13 protein-coding genes are annotated in these 20,813 nt (G+C 41.9%); 11 read left to right on the top strand and 2 right to left on the bottom strand.

Features of this window, described 5'->3' with window-relative positions; translation table 11 throughout:
* The first annotated feature begins 843 nt into the window (after window positions 1-843).
* Window positions 844-2,574, top strand: coding sequence for a phospho-sugar mutase (locus AAA970_RS10215; protein ID WP_338237056.1), 1,731 nt, complete (start codon window positions 844-846; stop codon window positions 2,572-2,574).
* Window positions 2,575-2,735: 161 nt separating this feature from the next.
* A complete protein-coding gene (locus AAA970_RS10210; protein WP_338237055.1) occupies window positions 2,736-3,116 on the top strand; it encodes a GxxExxY protein in 381 nt (126 codons plus the stop codon).
* Between the two features lie 650 nt (window positions 3,117-3,766).
* Here AAA970_RS10210 and AAA970_RS10205 read toward each other — a convergent pair.
* Complete coding sequence (locus AAA970_RS10205; protein WP_338237054.1) at window positions 3,767-4,384, bottom strand: low molecular weight phosphatase family protein; 618 nt, start codon at window positions 4,382-4,384, stop codon at window positions 3,767-3,769.
* Window positions 4,385-4,996: 612 nt separating this feature from the next.
* Between AAA970_RS10205 and AAA970_RS10200 the strand changes: the two genes are divergently transcribed.
* The 7 genes from AAA970_RS10200 to AAA970_RS10170 all read left to right on the top strand — a co-directional run bounded on the left by AAA970_RS10200 (window position 4,997) and on the right by AAA970_RS10170 (window position 14,540).
* Window positions 4,997-5,452 (top strand): hypothetical protein, encoded by a 456-nt coding sequence (locus tag AAA970_RS10200; RefSeq protein ID WP_338237053.1) that lies wholly within the window; start codon window positions 4,997-4,999, stop codon window positions 5,450-5,452.
* A gap of 7 nt (window positions 5,453-5,459) precedes the next feature.
* Window positions 5,460-7,949: a T9SS type A sorting domain-containing protein gene (locus AAA970_RS10195; protein ID WP_338237052.1), complete on the top strand. Its 2,490-nt coding sequence runs from the start codon at window positions 5,460-5,462 to the stop codon at window positions 7,947-7,949.
* A 5-nt stretch (window positions 7,950-7,954) separates the two neighbouring features.
* Window positions 7,955-8,239 carry a PID-CTERM protein-sorting domain-containing protein gene (locus AAA970_RS10190; RefSeq protein ID WP_338237051.1) on the top strand — a complete coding sequence of 95 codons (285 nt, stop codon included), beginning with the start codon at window positions 7,955-7,957 and terminating at the stop codon, window positions 8,237-8,239.
* A gap of 117 nt (window positions 8,240-8,356) precedes the next feature.
* Window positions 8,357-10,471, top strand: a complete 2,115-nt coding sequence (locus tag AAA970_RS10185; RefSeq protein WP_338237050.1) for a T9SS type A sorting domain-containing protein — start codon at window positions 8,357-8,359, stop codon at window positions 10,469-10,471.
* Between the two features lie 37 nt (window positions 10,472-10,508).
* Window positions 10,509-11,054: a UpxY family transcription antiterminator gene (locus AAA970_RS10180; RefSeq protein WP_338237049.1), complete on the top strand. Its 546-nt coding sequence runs from the start codon at window positions 10,509-10,511 to the stop codon at window positions 11,052-11,054.
* A 707-nt stretch (window positions 11,055-11,761) separates the two neighbouring features.
* On the top strand, window positions 11,762-13,048 hold the full coding sequence (locus AAA970_RS10175; RefSeq protein ID WP_338237048.1) for a nucleotide sugar dehydrogenase: 1,287 nt from the start codon (window positions 11,762-11,764) through the stop codon (window positions 13,046-13,048).
* Between the two features lie 466 nt (window positions 13,049-13,514).
* Complete coding sequence (locus AAA970_RS10170) at window positions 13,515-14,540, top strand: IS110 family RNA-guided transposase (protein WP_060688498.1); 1,026 nt, start codon at window positions 13,515-13,517, stop codon at window positions 14,538-14,540.
* Between the two features lie 946 nt (window positions 14,541-15,486).
* Here AAA970_RS10170 and AAA970_RS10165 read toward each other — a convergent pair.
* Window positions 15,487-16,542, bottom strand: coding sequence for an IS110 family RNA-guided transposase (locus AAA970_RS10165; RefSeq protein ID WP_338237047.1), 1,056 nt, complete (start codon window positions 16,540-16,542; stop codon window positions 15,487-15,489).
* A 944-nt stretch (window positions 16,543-17,486) separates the two neighbouring features.
* On the opposite strand from AAA970_RS10165, the gene AAA970_RS10160 reads away from it, so the two are divergent.
* A complete protein-coding gene (locus AAA970_RS10160) occupies window positions 17,487-18,416 on the top strand; it encodes a polysaccharide biosynthesis/export family protein (protein WP_338237046.1) in 930 nt (309 codons plus the stop codon).
* 4 nt (window positions 18,417-18,420) lie between these two features.
* Window positions 18,421-20,760: a polysaccharide biosynthesis tyrosine autokinase gene (locus AAA970_RS10155; RefSeq protein WP_338237045.1), complete on the top strand. Its 2,340-nt coding sequence runs from the start codon at window positions 18,421-18,423 to the stop codon at window positions 20,758-20,760.
* Window positions 20,761-20,813: the final 53 nt, after the last annotated feature.

Below are 20,813 nucleotides of genomic sequence, written 5' to 3'. Positions count from 1 at the left end.
GAAGTTGTTGTGGCCACAAATTTCACAAATTTTTTGGATTAATGTTGGAGTGGAAGCGAGGTGATTATTTGCCACGAATGACCCGAATGTACCCAAATGTTTTTTGTTATTGAGGTTGAGGATATTTGAGGGTGTTGCCCTTTATGCTTCGACGATTTCCCATCCGTTTCTTAACAATTATTGCTGAAACGTTTAGGTGTTTGGTAGGTAGGAAGTTGTTGTGGCTACAAATTTCACAAATTTTTTGGATTAATGTTGGAGTGGAAGCGAGGTGATTATTAGCCACGAATGCCCCGAATGTACCCCAATGTTTTTTGTTATTGAGGTTGAGGATATTTGAGGGTGTTGCCCTTTATGCTTCGACGATTTTCCATCTGTTTCTTAACAATTATTGCTGAAACGTTTAGGTGTTGGTGGGTAGGAAGTTGTTGTAGCCACAAATTTCACAAATTTTTTGGATTAATGTTGGAGTGGAAGAGAGGTGATTATTTGCCACGAATGACCCGAATGTACCCCAATGTTTTTTGTTATTGAGGTTGAGGATATTTGAGGGTGTTACTCTATATTTCTGGACTATCCCCCATCTGTTTCTTAAAAATCATTCGTGAAAATTTGTGTAATTCGTGGCAAAAAAAATTCCAGTAAAAAAAGTCATTCGTGGCAAAAAGAACACCTCATCAACAAAAATCCTTAAATAAATAACTGCGTCATTTTATTTTTCAATCAAAGCCTTAGTTTTGAACTTTAAACCACTTTGGGCAGGAAGGCAAGTGAAAAGGAGCCTGAAGTAATTTTTCCACAGCAATAATATTTTTCCATACATTATATCCTATAGTAAATATCATGGAACAGCAAATCATTGAAAAGGCGCAGTCCTGGTTACAGATGAACATTGATGCGGATTCAAAAGCAGCCATTGAGGCATTGTTGGCCGCAGAAGACCAAACAGAATTGGTAGATGCCTTTTACAAGGATCTTGAATTTGGAACGGGTGGACTACGTGGCATCATGGGCGTGGGCTCCAACCGCATGAATCAATACACCATCGGGAAAGCCACTCAGGGGCTGTCCAATTATTTATTAAAAACTTATCCTGGTGAGGAAATCAGTGTGGCCGTCGCACATGACCCTCGGAACAATAGCCGTTTCTTCGCGGAGATCACCGCGGCGGTATTCTCGGCCAATGGCATCAAATGTTATTTGTTCAGCGAGTTGCGTCCTACTCCGGAATTGTCTTTCGCAATCCGCTCTTTAGGTTGTAAGTCCGGGGTAGTGATCACGGCCTCTCACAACCCAAAAGAGTACAATGGTTTCAAGGCGTACTGGAATGACGGTTGTCAGGTGATTGCCCCGCATGATAAAAATATTGTGAATGAGGTGAACAGCATCGCTTCTGTGGATGATGTGAAATTCGATAAGAATGAGGAGTTGATTGTTCCGATTCTGGAAGAGGTAGACAATGACTTCCTGGCGGCGATCAAAGACCGATTATTGTCTCCAGAGGCGATTGCCAACCAGAAAGACATGAAGATTGTCTTCACCGGAATTCACGGAACAGGAAATACATTGACCCCACGCCTTTTGGAAGAGATGGGCTTTGAAAATGTCCATGTGGTAGAGGAGCAAAAGGTGATTGACGGCAACTTCCCGACTGTGGTTTATCCCAATCCGGAAGAGGCGGAAGCTTTGTCCATGGCTTTGGCGAAAGCCAAGGAACTGGATGCAGAAGTATTGATGGGTACGGATCCGGATGCGGATCGCGTGGGGATTGCGGTGAAGAATCATCATGGCGAATGGCAGTTATTGAACGGTAACCAGACCGGAGCGATGCTATTGGCTTATGTGTTGCGTCGCTGGAAAGAATTGGGTAAGATTACCGGTAAGGAATTTACCTGTTCAACCGTAGTGACCACCGGCCTTTTGGAAGATATGTCCAAAGCGGCAGGCGTGGAATACTTCAACGTATTGACCGGATTTAAATTCATTGGTGAGAAAATCAAAGAACTGGAAGGTCAGAAAACTTTCATCGGTGGTGGAGAAGAATCTTACGGTTACCTGTTCGGGGATTATGTACGTGATAAAGATGCGATTCAGGCTTGTGCCATGGTAGCAGAAGCGATCGCATGGATCAAAGATCAGGGCTTGACCGTCTTCGATTTCTTGATGGAAATCTACGAAGAGCATGGCTTGTACCTGGAGAATCTGATCTCCCTGACCAAAAAAGGAAAAGCCGGCGCCGAAGAAATCCAGGCGATGATGGCCGCTTACCGTCAGAATCCTCCTCAGGAAATCAACGGATCCAAATTGGTGAAACTGATCGACTATCAGGAATCTACCGTAAAAGACCTGGTAGCCGGAACAACAACCACCATTGATTTACCAAAATCCAATGTATTGCAGTTCTTCACCGAAGATGGTTCGAAGATCTCTGCTCGTCCGTCCGGAACCGAGCCAAAGATCAAGTTCTACTTCTCCGTGAAAACGCCGCTTGCATCTAAAGCCGCTTTTGATGAGACTTATGCTTCCCTGGAAGCGCGCATCGAAGCGATCAAGAAAGATATGAAATTGGTTTAACGATCGATTGAAGCAATGAGAAGGCAGTTCGAGAGGACTGCCTTTTTTATGGCCACAAATTTCACAAATTTTTTGAATTTTATTGATCAGACCTTTTGGGGAAGGTACACGGTAGAATAACAAGCACTTAAACTTTCCCCATTGCCATGGGTATAATCGAAATGCAACGATTTATTTACAAGGAGGAATGTTATAAGATTATCGGTGCTGCGATGGAAGTGCATCGAGCATTGGGACAAGGATTTTTGGAGGCGGTTTATCAAGAGGCTTTGGCTATGGAATTAAATGCTCTGAATATTCCGTTTCGGAGGGAGGTCTCTTTACCGATATTTTATAAAAACCAGCAAATGGAGAAAAGCTATATTGCTGATTTTATTTGCTTTGATAACATTATTGTAGAACTAAAAGGTGTTTCCTCAATTACGGAAGCTCATCAGGCTCAAATTCTGAATTATCTAAAAGCGACCAATTCTCCGCTCGGCCTATTAATAAATTTCGGAGGAAGTAGTTTGCAATATAAAAGATATTTGCCCAAGCATTGAAGTGCTACATTCACTTGGAGGGGAGTGTCGACTCCTTTGATCCTATTGCAATCACTCCATTTTTATATCAATCCTAAAAATTTGTGAAATTTGTGGCAAAAATACACTCCTCAACTTTCCCCGCCAACCCTCCCATCCCATGTATTAGCCAAAAACAGTTAACTGAGGTCTGGGGTAAAGCCAGATTGTTGTTTTAAATAAAGTTAGTAGTCAGTGAGTGATAGCTTTCGATTTAGGTGTCGGATCAAATCAATCCTAAAAATTTGTGAAATTTGTGGCAAAAATACACTCCTCAACTTTCCCCGCCAACCATCCCATCCCATGTAATAGCCAAAAACAGTTAACTGAGGTCTGGGGTAAAGCCAGATTGTTGTTTTAAATAAAGTTAGTAGTCAGTGAGTGATAGCTCTCGATTTAGGTGTCGGATCAAATCAATCCAAAAAATTTGTGAAATTTGTGGCAAAAATACTACTCCTCAACTTTCCCCGCCAACCCTCCCATCCCATGTAATAGCCAAAAACAGTTAACTGAGGTCTGGGGTAAAGCCAGATTATTGTTTTAAATAAAGTTAATAGTCAGTGAGTGATAGCTCTCGATTTAGGTGTCGGATCAAATCAATCCAAAAAATTTGTGAAATTTGTGGCAAAATACTACACCCCAATTTTCCCAGCTACCATTCCAAACAACACTCCCATCTCTACCGCCACCTGCTCATTCAGCTCCGCATACACCCCTTCTTCCTCCAGGCTTCCATCCGCACTTTTCGGATCCGGATAAAGCAAGCTGAAAGTCAGGCGCGCGCCGGAAATAGTCGGTACCCTTTCTTTTGCGGTAGCGGAAGTATAGATTCCTAAAAAATGATCTTTAGGATTTGGCGCATCCTCCAATAATTTTGAAAAAACCGCCACCGGTGCTTCTCCCTCCTGATAATACAGCTGATAGTGCGCATTTTCCCGGGCATCCAGCCGGTTGACAAATAAACCCGCATTATTCAGCGCATCCAGGGTATTGGTATGAATGGCTTCTACTTTCGTGCCGCCACTGTACATTTTGAAGCCTCGTAGTCCATAGTGCATTGCCCAGCACTTCGCCCACACCTGACAAAAGATACTACGCCGACTGTTATGGGTGTCAATCCAAAGGAGGTGAAGGTTGCCATTTTCCTGCATTTCCACCATGTTTTCGGCCAAGCTGGCCAATAAAGACAAGCGTTCCTGTGGGATTTGAGCCGCCTGCTGCTGACAGTGAGATTTGAATTTTTCGAGCATAAAATCTTAAATGGGATTAACAGTGCAAAATAGTTTTTTTGTGGGAGCAATCAAGAAGAGGGTCGACTACTTTTAGGCTTTTTTAAAGCATAATATTTGAAATCCCTTAAGCTGAACCGCTTCTTAATTTTATCCTGAATTCAATGTAATATTGATGTACTTTAATAGGGTGGTTCTGGTGTTTTTTTTAATGTAACTAGGTATTAGTCAGTCCGAATGTTGCGGTTTTGGAACGTTTACCAAATATTAAAGCATTCAAATGGTTAGGATTTAATCAAATCAAGCAGTAAGAATTTTATCAATTTTTCTAATAAAATATTGACTTTATCGAATGAATATTCACGCCTTTTCGTTGTTTTTCATTTTGTTTCCTTTTTTCTTTGTAAAGATAAAATTTAAAGTTTTTTGCTTTTTTTAGTATGTAAGGTTATTTTAAGATAGTTAATGATGTCTTTAATAATCGTTTTGCTTGTTGTTTTTTAATAACAAACCTGCTGAAAATCAGCGTAATATCTACTTTATTTTTTGTCATTTATATGATGTCGCATAACGTCATGTTTTATTTAATTTGATACAAATACCATAGTATTTTTACACTAGACTGATATAATTATGGGGAAGAGGCTACTGTTATTTTTATTTTGTTGTTTGCCGATGGTGGGAATGGGGCAGACTGTGACTTGGACTGGGGCCGATGATGGATGGGATTGGTCAAATCCACTAAATTGGAATGAATCTAGAGTTCCGTCAATAAGTGAAAATGTTGAGATCTCAGATGTGGTTGGGGGAAAATTTGGAACCCAAATTTTTATTGAGGATTCTCAAACTGCTGGAGGGGAGAATGCTTTTTGTAAGGATTTGATATTAGGAGAGAATGTGACTTTGTATATTGGCTCTAAGGACCAAACAAATATGACAACCTTAACTATTGAGGGGAATTTTAATCTTAATGGTGGGGAAGTTGTTTCATATAATCCTTCAAAAATCGTTTTTTCAGGTGATAATCAATATTTGCCTTCAATTACTTACAGAGATTTATTTTTAGTGGGAGGTTACGAAAGTAATTAATATAGATTTGGAAGTCTTAGGTGATTTTGATGCTTCTTCTGCTTCCTCTGTTGAATTTCAAGGAGCACTTACTATTCCTGAAGGAAATTATCCGCAGCTAAATTTCAATGATGTAGCTGTCAAAACAATGGCTGGGGTATATGATGTAGCTGGAATTACATCTAGTTCACCTGTGTCCTTTGGCGCTTCCACTACATTAAATGGGGAAGGGGAGTATCGTTTTACTGATGTGACTACGGATAAATCCGCTCTTGGAACGGATGGTGTGGTTTATATTGATGGAGTTTGGACCAACGAAGGGAATTCTTCTTTTTCTACAGGTGAGGTTACTTTATCTGGTACTGCCCTTCAACAGATTCCAAAAGGGGTAACTTTTAAAAACCTCATTCTTTCAGGGGGAGTAAAAGAGTTTTTGGATGAGCCAGAATTTGCTACTGGCTATTCTTTTGATCCCTCTGCATGTTCGGAAGTGATCTTTGGTGGAAATTCAATCTATGAAATTCCACAATTGACTTATAATAAAGTCACCCTGCAAGGCGATGCGAAGGAAATGAAGGGAACTTATACCGTAGCAGAGTTGACTAATAATAGCGTGCTTCAATTTGAGGATGATACTTATTTAAAAGGGGCAGGTGTTACCAATTTTAATGCCGAGGTGGTATTGAAAGCAAGTCGGTCTCTTAGTATTGAAGGAGATCTAAATGTTAGCGCTTTAGGCGTAATTACTGCTGGAAGAGATAGCAAATTGATTTTTTCAGGAACACAAACGCAAGTATTAAATGCTGCTTTAAATATTCCATGCATGGAAATGGCAGGAACGAATTTGACCTTTTTCCAAAATACTACCATTGAGGACGAATTGGTGTTCTCTTCCGGGACTATGGATATCAGTCAAGGATTAACGGTAAATGGTGATGTCATCGTGAATGGAGGGGCTTCTATTACAGGTACATCTTCATCAAATCCGTTTGTTTTAGGAGGAAGTACCCAAAATCAGGATATAACGAGTAATGGCTTTGTTTGGGATTATTTAAGAGTGAATAAGACCGGAGGCAACCTAAACCCTCAGGATGAGCTTCAAATTTCCAAAGAGTTACAAATCGTAGGTAGTGGTACAGTGGTATCAGGTGGGAATGTTACTTTGATTGCTACAGCAAGTTCTCAGGCCATCATTCCAGAGATAACAGGCGGAGGAAGTATCACTGGGAATGTTAATGTGCAGGTACATTATCCTTTTTCAGAAGGTTTTTGGACGCATATCGCTATGCCTGTTGATGGTAATTCTTATCAGGCGATGCATGATAAAGGGTTTACGGTTTGGACGGATGGAGCCGTTCCGAGTATTTATACCTATGAGGAAGGGAATGATTGGGTGCCAATTGATGCGAGTGATCGAGGGGTTTCTCAATCCGCGGGCCATGCTTTTAATGCCTGGGTATATGAACAATTTTTATTGGATGGCGGGACGCTAGAGCACACTGGGAATGTTGTGGGCGATTTTAGCCTGCCTTTGCAAAGAACAGCGGATGGCAATGCTCCAGGTTTTAATTTGGTGGGGAATCCTTATCCCGCTCCTTTATCCGCATTGGCATTGGCTAATGGAATCACTAACTCCAATGGAGTCGTTCAGATTTTTGATAGCCGTAACGATCGTTATGAAGTCATTAATGTAGGAGAAGACGCCAATATTGCAGTAGGTCAGGCCTTCTTTATAGAGTTGACCAGCGGAACTTCAGGGGCTATCAATTTCACTGAATCAATGAAGGCGAATGCTAATGATGCCTCCATCATGAAAGTGAAAAATGATTTACAGGCATTAGCCACTTTTAAAATTGAGTCCGCCAGTGGGAAGATGGATAAAGCGTATTTCCGTTTTGCAAATGCCGGTGTAGACCCTGTACACTATAAAGCGACTAAGAATTTTGGTTCCAGCCTGAATCTGGCTTTTGTTCAGGATTCACTCAAATACGTGGTGCAGGTCGATGAAGAATTGGAGGAAGAGGTTGAAAAAGAGTATCCTTTATGGATTTCATATGGATCGGAATCTGCTGGGCAATTTACTTTGAAACTTGATTATGAGCTTTCCTTCCCCGGTGAACTTCAATTGTGGGATAAATTTACAGAAGAATTCATCTCCTTTGAAAAACTAAAGGAGGGTTATGCTTTTGCCCTTACAGAAGAAGAAGGAAGTGCTGCTGCTGATCGTTTTGCCTTGCGAATTTATCGTGAGAAAGTAGTGACGGATAATCAACTTCCACTTGACTTAGTGAAAGTATTTCCTAATCCGGTGACCGATGGAGCTTTAAAAATTGAGCTGAAAACCAGTGAGGAGGTATCAATTATGGTCGTGGATGCGACAGGTCAAAAGGTAGATGGCTTTACTTTAAATTCCTCAGGAATCATTAAAAACCGTTCCTGGCTTAATAAAGCTGGTCTTTATATCATTCGATCAAAGGTAGGTTCCCAGATCTATAGTCATAAAATATTGGTAAGGTAATGAAAATGAAAAAAATAATATGCTTTGCAATGTTGGTGGCGAGTTCAGCAGCATTTGCCCAAAGTGGTAATATTCGACAAAATGGTTTGAGTGCTACTCCTAGTGGGAATCCAGCCACGAGTACTTCCAATGTTACCACATTTGGGGTCCCACCAGGGGTTCCCGGTGGAGGAGTGACTCCTGATGATCCAAACCTCAATGTCCCCATCGACGGCGGAATAGGCTTTCTACTTTTAGGAGCCGGAGCATTAGGAGCTGCAAGACTACGTAGAAAAGAAAAAGAAGTATAAAAATATAAAGTGGAATTTATTTCCACTTTTTGTTTTTTATGACATCCTGATATTTTTTATTATTAACTAAAGTAAATTCTGTTGGTTGGCTAGGTGTACTCTAAATCACCAATAAAAATGAAAAGCCAATTTACTTTATTTAATGTTTTAAAATCTCAAAAAGAGGATGTGTTTACGGGTCATTTATCTTCGTTTTTCCTCTGTTTGTTCTTATTGTTTACTGCAAGTCATTTAGAGGGGAGAGATAATTTTCAAAAAGTTGGGCAGGGAAATGATATGTTTTCTGATAATTCTTACATAATGGAAGAAAATGGAAGACTGTCGGATGATTTTGCGAGCACGGCTATTATTACGCTTCATCTCAAGCATGAAAATGGACGTTCTGATAAAATGTATTTTAGGTTCTATTCACAAGGATTGGAGGGTAGAGATTCCTGGGATGCTGCCAAGTTATTAGGGGGCCAACTGAATGTATATTCTTTATTGGAGAATGGGGAGAAGTTGGTGGTCAATGTTTTGCCTACAGAAAATGAGGAGTTAAATATTCCTTTAGGATATAGTGCTAAAGCAGTTGGTGAATGTAGGTTTGAAATGGAAAATGTTGCAGGTTTTGCCGGTGCCATCGAGCTAGTGGATCTTATGGATTCCACTCAACATGTTTTTTCTGAAGAGTCTGTTTATTATTTTTTTAATGACAAGCCAGATACTTTAACGGTGGAAAATCGATTCCAATTACGTTTCGCTCATTCCACCTCACCCGCAGCGAGTCAACTCACCCTTACCTCTCAGCAAGTCGCTCCGGACAGCAGCATTTCCATGCCTTTAACAGGCCCTTCGGGTGAATTTTTAGGCTTTCAGGCCGGTTTTCAATTTGATCCCAATGCTTTGGTATTGGAAAGTATTACGGCTGGAGATATTCCCCTGTCGGAAAATCATTATGCGGAGGAAAATGGGGAGATTCGCATCAGCTGGGATAGCGGAAGCCCTGTTCAGGTAGGGGATCATTGGCTTACCCTTAATTTTCGATTGAATCAATTGGCCGCCGGAGATTCCAGCAGTGTGTCTCCACTAGCATCTTTTCCGGCAGAAATTATTGATGCCGATTACCAACTTATTGAGCCGGAAGTATTGGGAGGATATGTGAAAGTGCTGGAAATGGTACAGGCGAATTTATTCTTTGAAAAGGCGGAGACTGGAACGCCGGTGCCGCATTTTCCTTTTAATTGGAATGGTGCACAACAGCGGGCCGATGCTAGTGGTGGTTGGACTTATAGCAACACAAAAGGAAGTCCGTTCCAATGGTCAGTCATGGAATTGCCTAATGAGGCTTATGGTACGGATGTTTCCACTTTGGATATTTTATTGGCGAGGCGATCCTTATTGACCGGGAATCCATTGAGTACTTCGGGAGCCTGGGCGGCAGATATCAACGGAGATGGGAATTTGAGTACGCAGGATTTGGTGTTGATGCGTGCCCATATTTTGCAATCCACTGCTCCACTCCCCATCATCGCCCAATATGAAGGCTTGCAGCAGGAGGGAGGAGTACTAAATCAGGATGTGGAATGGCATTTTCAGGCGGTGCAAATGGGGGATGTAAGTGGGGATTGGCTACAATCGGGGAATAGAGAAGCCGAGCAGCCGCTTTTACAGTTTACCATGAAAAAAGTAGCCAATGGTTGGGGGGTGTATGCTGATTTTGGAGATCAGCAAATTTCCGCCCTGCAATGGCAGCTTAATGGAAATCAACAGCAGTTGGGACTAACTACCGCTGAGGCCTCTTTCTGGTATTTAAATGAACAGGAAAATTCCCTCAATATGGTTTTCCTACCTCAGCATCCGCTTGCCGTGGATGCTCAAGAGCCACTGCTTGTATTAGAACATGTTCAGGCGGGACAGGAATTATTAGGAGCCGGGCTCTTGCCCCGCCTTTGGGATCAGGATTTCAATGAATATAGGGTGGAGCTGATCTGGGATTATGGACAAATCGCAAAGGAAGTATTGGCCTTTCCTAATCCGGCAAGCGATCAATTGCTGCTGAATACCGGCGGGCAGGCGGTGGTTTATCATTTGTTGAATCAGCAGGGGCAGCTAGTAGCTCAGGGGAATCTGGGTGGCGAAGGAGTAAGTGTTGTTCCTCTGCAGTGGTCCAATAGTTGGGGTGCCGGCGTGTTTATGCTTCGGCTTTTAAAAAATGGAAAATGGGAGCAGCAAAAAGTGATAATCAGATAGGGCCTGGGTTTTGGTTTTTGAAAAAAGGGAAGCGGAAATGCTTCCCTTTTTTTATATTGCGCTTCACAACAATAATAAAAAACCGATGAAAGCAGGCTGGCATGTCCTTTATACCCAATCCCGAAAAGAAAAAGTCGTGGCAGAACGACTGGAAGAGGTTGGGCTAGAGGTTTTTCTCCCACTCCATAAAGTTTTACGCCAATGGAGCGACCGGAAAAAATGGGTGGAGGTGCCATTATTTAACTCCTATGTGTTCGTCAAGCTGGAGGATGACCAGGCCTATTTAAAGGCTTTGAATACCAAAGGGGCTTCCTGGTTTGTGCAATTTCAGGGTGATGCTGCGCGTGTCTCCCAGCAAGAGATTGACATCATGCGCTATATGATCGGGCAGGAAGAACAAATCCAGGCCACCGAAGAGGCCTTTACTGAGGGCGAAAAAGTATTGATTCAATATGGCCCCTTCCGCGACCTGACCGCCGAGATTGTCGCCATTCAGGGCGGGCAGCGCGTATTGCTGCGCATTGAAAACCTGGGGCAGGGGCTGTTGTTGAATATGGAGCAAGTTGCTTTGAAGAAGATGTGATGGGTTTTAAGCCACAAATTCCACAAATTTTCACGAATAAAATATTTGAAATGGGGTTTGGTAGTGGGGTGTAAATGAAAGGTTTATTGCTAAAACCATCGCCCAACCTAATCCCAAAAATTTGCCCAATTTGTGGCAACCACCACCCACCGCTTTAAAAAAATTAGTATTAATTCGGGTAATTCGTGGCTTCTATCTCGCGCCCAACTTCCATTCAGTAAAATTCGATGCTTCATTCTGCGGCTTTGGATGGGGTCGTAGTGATCCTCGCACGGCTCGCTGTAACACTACGACCAGGGTAATTCAACGCTCAGTTTAGTGCTATCCTGCTCAAATAATCCTAAAAATTTGCGAAATTTGTGGCTTCCACCACCACCCAAACCTTTAAAATAATTCGTGTTAATTCGCGTAATTCGTGGCTTCTATCTCGCGACCAACTTTATTCAGTAAAATTCGAGGCTAAATTTTGTGGCTTTGTATGGGGGCGTAGTGATCCTCGCACGGCTCGCTGTAACACTACCACCAGGGTAATCTCGCACCCAAATAATCCCAAAAATTTGCGAAATTTGTGGCAACCACCGCCCAACCCTTTCAAAAAAATTCGTGTTAATTCGCGCGATTCGTGGTTTCCTTCTCGCGCCCAACCAAATTCCATAATTTTGTGGCAAAAAAGCTCAAATCAATCACATTCCTGGTAAATTTACCTTGTGGAAAGTAATCATCATATTAACTCCCTAGAAGCCCCTTTGAAAATAGGGGTTATCGGTTTAGGCTATGTTGGCCTACCACTCGCGGTGGCTTTTTCAGCAAAATATCCCACTATCGGTTTTGATATTGACGCTCAACGAGTATTGGATATTCAAAAGGGCGTGGATCAAACCCAAATGGTTCCTCAGGCACAAATTCAGCAGGCCAAAAACCTACAACTTTGCCAAGAGCTTTCTGTTTTGAAGGATTGTAATGTTTATATCATTACGGTCCCGACACCGGTGGATCAGCATCATCAACCTGATTTTTCTTTTTTATTGGAGGCAAGCAGGATGGTGGGGCAACTGCTTAGCGTGGGAGATGTAGTGATTTATGAATCTACGGTGTATCCAGGGGCTACGGAGGAAAAGTGCGTACCCTTATTAGTGGAGGTTTCGGGTTTAACTTTCAATCGGGATTTTTTTGTAGGCTATTCCCCGGAACGTATCGTGCCGGGAGATGGTCATAAAAAGCTGGGGCAGATTAAGAAAGTGACTTCCGGCTCCACTCCTGAAATTGCCCGTAAAATTGACGCCCTCTATCAGCAAATTATTCCTGCAGGAACGCATTTGGCTTCCTCCATTAAAGTGGCGGAAGCGGCCAAGATTATCGAGAATTGCCAAAGAGATATCAATATTTCCTTCATGAATGAGCTGGCGGTAATCTTTGATAAAATGGAGTTGGACACGCAGGAAGTGTTGGCTGCTGCCCGTACAAAATGGAATTTTTTGCCTTTCTACCCTGGCCTGGTAGGTGGCCATTGCATATCGGTAGATCCTTATTATTTGGCCATGAAAGCAGAGGAATTAGGCCATCACCCAGCCGTGATACTCTCGGGCCGGCGGATCAATGATCAAATGGGGAGCTTCGTGGCCTCAAAAGTAATCAAACTGATGGTGAAAAAAGGCATTCCGATCAAAGATGCCCCCGTTTTGGTTTTGGGGATTTCATTTAAAGAAAACTGCCCGGATATCCGGAATACTAAAGTGGTGGATCTCATTCAGGAGCTGAAGTATTTTGGCGCAGAAGTGGATGTTTTTGACCCAATAGTAGATGCGCAGGAGGTAAAGCGCAATTTCAATATTGCGCTATTGGAAAAAGTCAACAAGCAGTACGCGGCAGTTATACTTGCGGTCAACCATACTGAATTACTGAATTGGCCCGTGGAGGAATATTTACAAGCTGTAGCGGTTGTCTTTGATGTGAAGGCCGCCTGGCCCAGGCATTTGGTGGATGGGAGGTTGTAGATTTTTTTTGCCACAAACTTCCCAAATTAACACGAATGGAATTTTAGGAATAGCATATCGTATTGGGGGAGGGAGAGCAGCGCCCTTTTTAATCATTGCGCGCCCGCTCAAATAATCCCAAAAATTTGCGCAATTTGTGGCAACAACTACCGCCCACTGCTTTCAAAAAAATTAGTGCTAATTCGCGTAACCTTAGGTTTGCAATGCAGAAACGGGTAGGATTAATCCAAGTAATTTACAATCAGATGTTAGAGGTTGATTTTGAGTTAAATATAACTTTAATGATATTGGTTTCAATTCTAGAACCTGAAACCATAAGGGTTAGTGAACTTCATTTTGCGTCCAGGTAAGACCTATACGAATTCTAACAACTAACCCTTTGACTCAGACAGGACCTGCATGAGAGATCAGATTTGATAAGGTTTTTAGGTGGTATTTGAGTCATGGTTTCTAAAATTGTATTGATATGGATTTTAACCATTATTTAGGTATTGATGTAAGTAAGGGAAGTCTGGAACTCCATCTTATTTCACTGGATCAGTCGATTGAATTTGAGCCTATTGATAATACTGATGATGCCATCACTACCGGTTTGTTTGAGTTGTGTAAGCTTTATCAGTTGTCGGGTGAAAACACGCTCATTATTGCGGAACATACCGGAATTTACACCTATCCATTGATTCGGGTATGCTCGGAATTAGGCTTGAGCCTTTGGCTACAATCTGGTTATGAAATTAAGCATAGCCAGGGGCTGCAAAGGGGGAAAAATGACAAGGTGGATGCATATCGAATAGCGGAATACGGACGTCGTTTTAGAGATAAGTACTCCCCCATTGAATTAGGGGAAAAGTCAATTGAATATCTTCGTTATTTGCGTTCAGAGCGTCGATTACTGGTAAAAGACAGAGCGAAATTTCAAGCCCAGCAGTCGGATCATAAAGATTTTATTTCTCCCGAGATTTATAAAGGAAGAGCGAAAAGAAACAAGGCAAGGATCAAGTTGCTGGATAGCCAAATCAAACAACTAGACCAAGAAATAAAGGAGGTAATACATGAAGATCCAAAGCTAAAGAGGTATTTGAAGCTTTTGACCTCTATAAAAGGCATTGGTTTGCAGATAGCACTGAATGTAATTATTGAGACTTTGGGGTTTACCAAAATTACAACCGCAAAAAAATTTGCTTGTCATAGCGGAATAGCGCCCTTTAGATACACTTCCGGAACGAGCGTAAGGTCTAAAAATAAAGTTTCCTACAAAGCCAACAGGAAGATGAAATCGTTGCTTTTTATGGGCGCTCTAAGCCTGCTTAATGTAAAGGACTCAGAGGAATACAGGTACTATAAAAGAAAGACTTCAGAAGGTAAAGAACATTATTCTGTGATGATCGCTCTAACTGATAAACTAGTGAGGAAAATGTACGCGGTCATTCGGGATGACCGGCCATACAGTAAGGAATATGAACCTAATTGGAGGAATGCTGAGGTGGCATAATTGGATGATTTGGAGAAATGAGTCTTTCGAAAAAAATAGAGTAAAATTGTACTAAAATAAATGAAAAAGCTTGACTTTACCATGAGAGAATTTGTGGTTTCTATCTCGCGACCAACTTCCATTCAGTAAAAATTCGAGGCTAAATTCTGCGGATTTGGATGGGTTCGTAGTGATGCTCGCACGGCTCGCTGTAACACTACGACCAGTATAAATCGCTGTGCCACAACGCCCAGTTTAGACCCCTCTCGCCCAAATAATCCCAAAAATTTGCGAAATTTGTGGCAACAACCACCGTCCAACCCTTCAAAAAAATTAGTGTTAATTCGCGTAATTCGTGGTTTCTATCTCGCGACCAACTCCATTCAGTAAGTTCTGCGGCTTTGTATGGGGTCGTAGTGATGCTCGCACGGCTCGCTGTAACACTACAACCAGTATAAATTCGCTGTGACACAACGCCCAGTTTAGTGCTCTCTTGCCCAACCTAATCCCAAAAATTTGCGCAATTTGTGGCAACCACCACCCAACCCTTTCAAAAAAATTAGTGTTAATTCGCGCAATTCGTGGCTTCTATCTCGCGACCAACTTCCATATAGTAAAATTCGAGGCTTCATTCTGTGGCTTTGTATGGGGTCGTAGTGATGCTCGCACGGCTCGCTGTAACACTACGACCAGGGTAGGAATGCTGAGGTGGCATAATTGGATGATTTGGAGAAATGAGTCTTTCGAAAAAAATAGAGTAAAATTGTACTAAAATAAATGAAAAAGCTTGACTTTACCATGAGAGAATTCGTGGTTTCTATCTCGCGACCAACTCCATTCAGTAAGTTCTGCGGCTTTGTATGGGGTCGTAGGTACTGTCATAAAAAGCAATTTTATTGATTGAAATATTTTAATATATTGCAAGCCTAAAGAGGAGGCTTTGCCTACCTCGCGTAGCTGTCTAATTTTAGGCAGCTACCACTGTTTTAAGCTGATTTTTTGATTGATTAGATTTGTCTCTTAGCCCATAATTATTGTCAAAATCTGTTTCATTTTTCCAGAGGGCATACATAATTCTTAACAATTTGGACTGCACAGCCACATAACCCTTCATGCTTTGTTTTGTCCTATTATGGATCCTTTCATAAAAAGGCTTGAATTGCCCCTGCTCGTAAGTTACCATATTGAAGGCCGCCATAAACATTATTCGTCGAATGTGCGCATTTCCCTTCTTGGTAATTGATGTTTTACCCTCTCTACTTCCTGACTGATTCTGGCGCACATCATATCCAGCATAACTGACCAATTGTCGTTCATTTTCTATTAGTGCGAAGCCATTAGTTTCAGCCGCCACCGTAACAGCTGTAAGCAAACCAACCCCTTTGATTGACATCATATGTCCGATTCTTTTCTTCAACTCCGGATCCTTTGCTACCGCTAAGGCTATTTCTTGTTCACATATTCTAATCTGCTCATCAAGCCCTTCAATTACTGCCTTCAGACCCTCCATCACCTTTTCAGACACAATTGCTTTGTGTTTAAGCCCTTTTAGCCTGCTTACCATCGATGTACGATCTTTTTGAAGGTCTTCCAAAAAGCGGGTTAGCTCCCTCAAAGTGTAAAAAGCCTTGCTAATGGGCTTCCATTTAGCCAAGGACTGACAAGCTCCCATGAATGCTAAACCTTTGGCATCCACCTTATCATTCTTTGTTTTAATCCCCAGGCTTTTCATATAGGCCTTTGCACGATTGGGTAAAACAATGCTCACCGGCACCTCATTATCTGAAAGAAACCAAGCCAATTTTTCATGGTAAACGCCAGTGGCTTCCATCACAAACTCCACGGGAAGATCCTCCTTCTGTTTCTTCAGACACCAATCTTTAAACTCCAAATGCCCTTTTTTACTATTGTCGAACTTACGGGAAGCGATGACCTTTGGTGTTTTGTCCAATTGACTCAAAACAAAAGCAACATCAAACTTATCTTTACTAATGTCGATGCCTACAACGTACTTGATTTTCATGGTTCCTGCGGTTTTATTAACATTTTTTTGATCCCCATCCTTCTTCGTTTTGTCTCATATTTGACGCTGGGTAGAAGCAATTAAAGCGACTCCCTTAGGTACTGTTCTAACTCTAAAGTTTGGTCAAAAAGAGGAGTTCCTACGACACTGGATTGCAACGAATCACATCCTTTGATGCGCTAGCCCCTTCCTCCTTTTTGATGATCATTACTTAATATAATAAAATTGCATTATTTTTGGCCCCCTCCATTAATTACAAAGGTATGAGTGATGCTCGCACGGCTCGCTGTAACACTACGACCAGGGTAAGGGAAGACCAGTGCCCTTTTGTTCATTGCGCTCCCGCCCAAATAATCCTAAAAATTTGTGAAATTTGTGGCTACAACTATCATCCAATTCCATTCACCACCTTTTCAATTTTATTACCCATGCAAAGACTCTGCGCTTTAACTCCTATAGTCTTGCGCGATCAGTCTCTTGCCGATCCTACTTTTTCGAAGAATAGTTTTAAAAGAAAAAAGCAAACCCTATCGAAAAATCTATCCAAGCTTGATTTTTATCAGTGTTCACCCCTCATTTAGTTTTAATTCCTTCCTTTAGGCCCCAAAGTCAATCTTATAATTTTGTAGGATTTGTTGATTAACAATAAGGTAATAAAGGACTTTAACTCACTGAAAATTAATGTGATAAATTTCACTTATTACAAATCGGCTTTTTCACTTTAGCACGAATAAAGTGAGGGGGCTTGTGCAAACCAAAGCATTGTGCAATATTGCATAGGATTTTTCCCCTTATAATTTTACTTCTATCAGGTAATGGCCTAAGGGAAAGCAGGGTAGGTTTCGGCGATGGGACTGAGCGGGCGAAGCTGTAGCCCGACGGCTTTGATTTCGAATATTATTTACCAGGCTTATTCAACCTTACAAAATTTAAAAACCCTATACATGTTGCAAAGATTACTTCAGGCGAGCCTGTTTATGGCGGTTTGTGCTATACTATTTTCTTCCTGCGTCACCAGGAGAAATTCGGTTTATTTGCAGCCTTCCGGCGACAATAAAAAGAAGAACATTACTTTTGATGAAATCTACAGTGAGTTTGAACGCAAGGAGCATCAATACCACCTGAAGCCCGGAGATGTGGTCAGTATCAAGATTGGTTCTTTGACGAATTCAGAGTTCGATTTTATCAATCAATATGCCGTGCAGATGGGAGAGTTTTTATACCTGTCTCCAAAGACCAATGTAAACAATTCCGCTGGGGGAAATCAAATAGCGGTGAATACCCGGATGCAGCAGCAGGGGGAGAATAAAAATATGTTTTCTGATGAGGGAAAACCGATTGCCGTGGGAGAGCCCCAATCAACTGGGTTTGTCGTGGATAAGGATGGTAATATTGAATTACCTAATTTGGGTATCATTTCAGCCCGTGATATGACCCTGTTAGAATTGGAGAATGCGGTGAACAGTAAGTTGGGAGGCTTTTTCGAAAATCCTGAGGTTCGCGTTCAATTATTGAATTTCAGCTTTATTGTTTTGGGAGAAGTGAATAATGAAGGCCAATTTAATACTTATAAAGATAATACGAATTTATTTGAGGCCCTGGCCATGGCGGGCTCACCGGCGGAATTTGCCGATAAGAGCAAGATCAAAGTAGTTCGGGAAGATGGCAGTACTTCAGAAGTAGCCTATGTGAACTTATTGGATGAAAGTTTTCTTTCTTCTCCTTATTATTATGTACAGCCGGGCGACGTGATCATTGTGCCGCCATTGGGCGCCAAGGCTTTCCGCAAATATGGTATTCCGGATGCCATGAACTTCGTAGCGCTGACCAGCTCTTTGGTCTCTATTATTGCATTAATTTATTCAGCCCGATAGAAAGATGACCGAACAAAGTCAGGAATTACAGGATATTTTACGCCTAATTAACAAACTTAAGCGCAATTGGTATGTGGGAGCCGGGCTGGTGGTGATTGGCCTGTTGTGTGCTTTTATTTATTTGCGATATGCCTCCAAAATATATGTGGTGAATAGCCAGATTGTCAGTAAACGCTGGGAGCAACAAGGAGGGAATAATAGTTTTTTGCCTATTCCCAATGAATTGAACAAATTGTTGTGGAAGGATGTGGATATTCGAAAGGAAATTGCCCTCATTACCCATGAGGATAATTTGAAAGCCACCATTCAGCGCATGAATATTCAGACGGCCTATTATGCCCAGGGGAATATCAAACAGACCGAAGTTTATCCGAATCAGCTGTATCAGGTGGTATTGCATCCGGAAAATAATCCAGAAATCGGCCCCTATGGTTTATTGTTTCAAATTGACTTTACAAAGCAGGGGCTATTCACGCTTCAATTGGAGGATCCGTTAAAACAATGGGCAAAACTACTAGACCAGAAAAGTTATGCTTTTGGAGAGTGGGTCCGTTTGGGAGAATTTCAATTTAAAATCGAAGGTCCCTCCGTGAACCTGGCAATGACCGAATTGCCCGAAAATCTGGCTTTTTGCATTAATGGGCTGGATTGGTTATCGGATGTTTATAAAGAAAGACTGCAGATCAATTGGGTGGAAGAAGGCTCCAGTTTGTTGGGGGTCTCCATTCAGGGGCAAAACCCCTATAAAGAGATGATTTTTCTATCCACTTTTTTTGAGGTAATAGAAGAAAGCTCCATACAAAAGAAAAATGCTAGTTTGAATCAGGTACTGAGCTTTGTCGACCAGCAATTGTTCAATCTGAGTGATTCCCTAAATCGCTTTGATGAGGCCATCAATCAATTTGCCCTGGAGAATTGGGAGTACCTGCAAGGGGATACTTCTTATTTGGCCAGTCTGAAGGATGTGGAGTACAGCCGGATGCAGCTGGAAATGCGTAACCGCTATATTGATTATCTGGAGGCTTATCTGATTGAGAAAAGAGCAGAAGATGTTTTTGCGCCTAATGCTTTGGGACTTGATATTCCTTTATTGCAGGAGCTGGTGATGCAGTATGTAGAGCTGAAATTGGAGCAAAAGGCCTTTAAAGTGAAGGCCAATGAGATGAACCCCTTGGTGAATAAGGTGGCTCGCCAGGTGGAGCGTATTGAATTGAGTATATTGGAAAATATTGCCAATATGCGCCGGGAGTATGCCTATCAGGGTGGGGAATTAGATAAAGAGCGCAAGAAATTATTGGCAGGACTTGGAGATCAGCATACCAGTGCCAAGCTGATGTCCAAAATGGATCGCATGTATAAATTGAATGAAGACATCTCCACCATGCTTTTACAAAAAAAGATGGAGATTGCCATTATGCGAGCCGGGGCCACTTCGGATTATGAGGTGATGGTTCGCCCAAAAATCAATCCTATACCTGTGGCGCCAAAGAAAAAAATGATCCTATTGGTGGCCATGGTGTTGGCTTTGGGAGCTTTTGTGGCCTTTTATTATTTGCAATTGTTATTGGAAACCAAGGTCAATGTCAAGGAAGATGTGGAGCGAATTTCCGGTCTTGGTTTATTAGGTACCGTATTTAAAGGAGAGGAAAAACTACCCGTGGTGGAAAAGCCTTCCGGTATCGTCGCAGAGGCCATCCGCCAAGTGCGGGGCAGTATGATGTTATTACCTCAGGGAAAAAATGCCCAAACCATTTTGATTTCCTCCGTTATGCCGGGGGAGGGAAAAACTTTTATGGCTGCTAATTTAGCCTGGGCGAATGCCTTAGCGGGCAAAAAAACTATCCTGATTGGAGCGGATATGCGCAAGCCTACCCTGCAACGTTATTTCGATTTAGATCAAAATCAGGCGGGTTTGAGTAATTTCCTGTCCGGCCATTCCAAAAGTCAGGAGGAAGTGGTGTTGAAGGTGCATGAAAACTTATCCGTCTTGCCGAGTGGTGTGATTCCCCCCAACCCTTCCGAATTACTGATGTCCGAACGCATGACAGGACTATTGGAAGTCTTGAAACAAACCTATGAAGTGGTGGTCATTGATACGGCTCCCCTGCATATTGTCTCTGATGCCCTGCCACTGCTGGAACAGGTGGATGTAAAGTTATTAGTCGCACGACAAAATTATACGCCAAAGTCAGCTTTGAAGGCCATCGCGGAACGTAAATCTGATCTTTACAGCCAAAGTACTTATATCATCTTTAATGATGTGAACCCTAAAGGAGCGGATGCGAATTATTCCTATAATTACAGTCTGAAGTATGGGGGGAAGTATTATAGCGAAGAGGTCTAAAAACTTTGGACAGCGTTCGATATAGATATGTACTGGCTTTGTTTTTAATTAAA

Source organism: Persicobacter diffluens, from assembly GCF_036244895.1.
Lineage (GTDB): Bacteria > Bacteroidota > Bacteroidia > Cytophagales > Cyclobacteriaceae > Persicobacter > Persicobacter diffluens.
The sequence above is the reverse complement of the archived record's forward strand: the minus strand, read 5'-3'. Positions and strand labels throughout refer to the sequence as shown.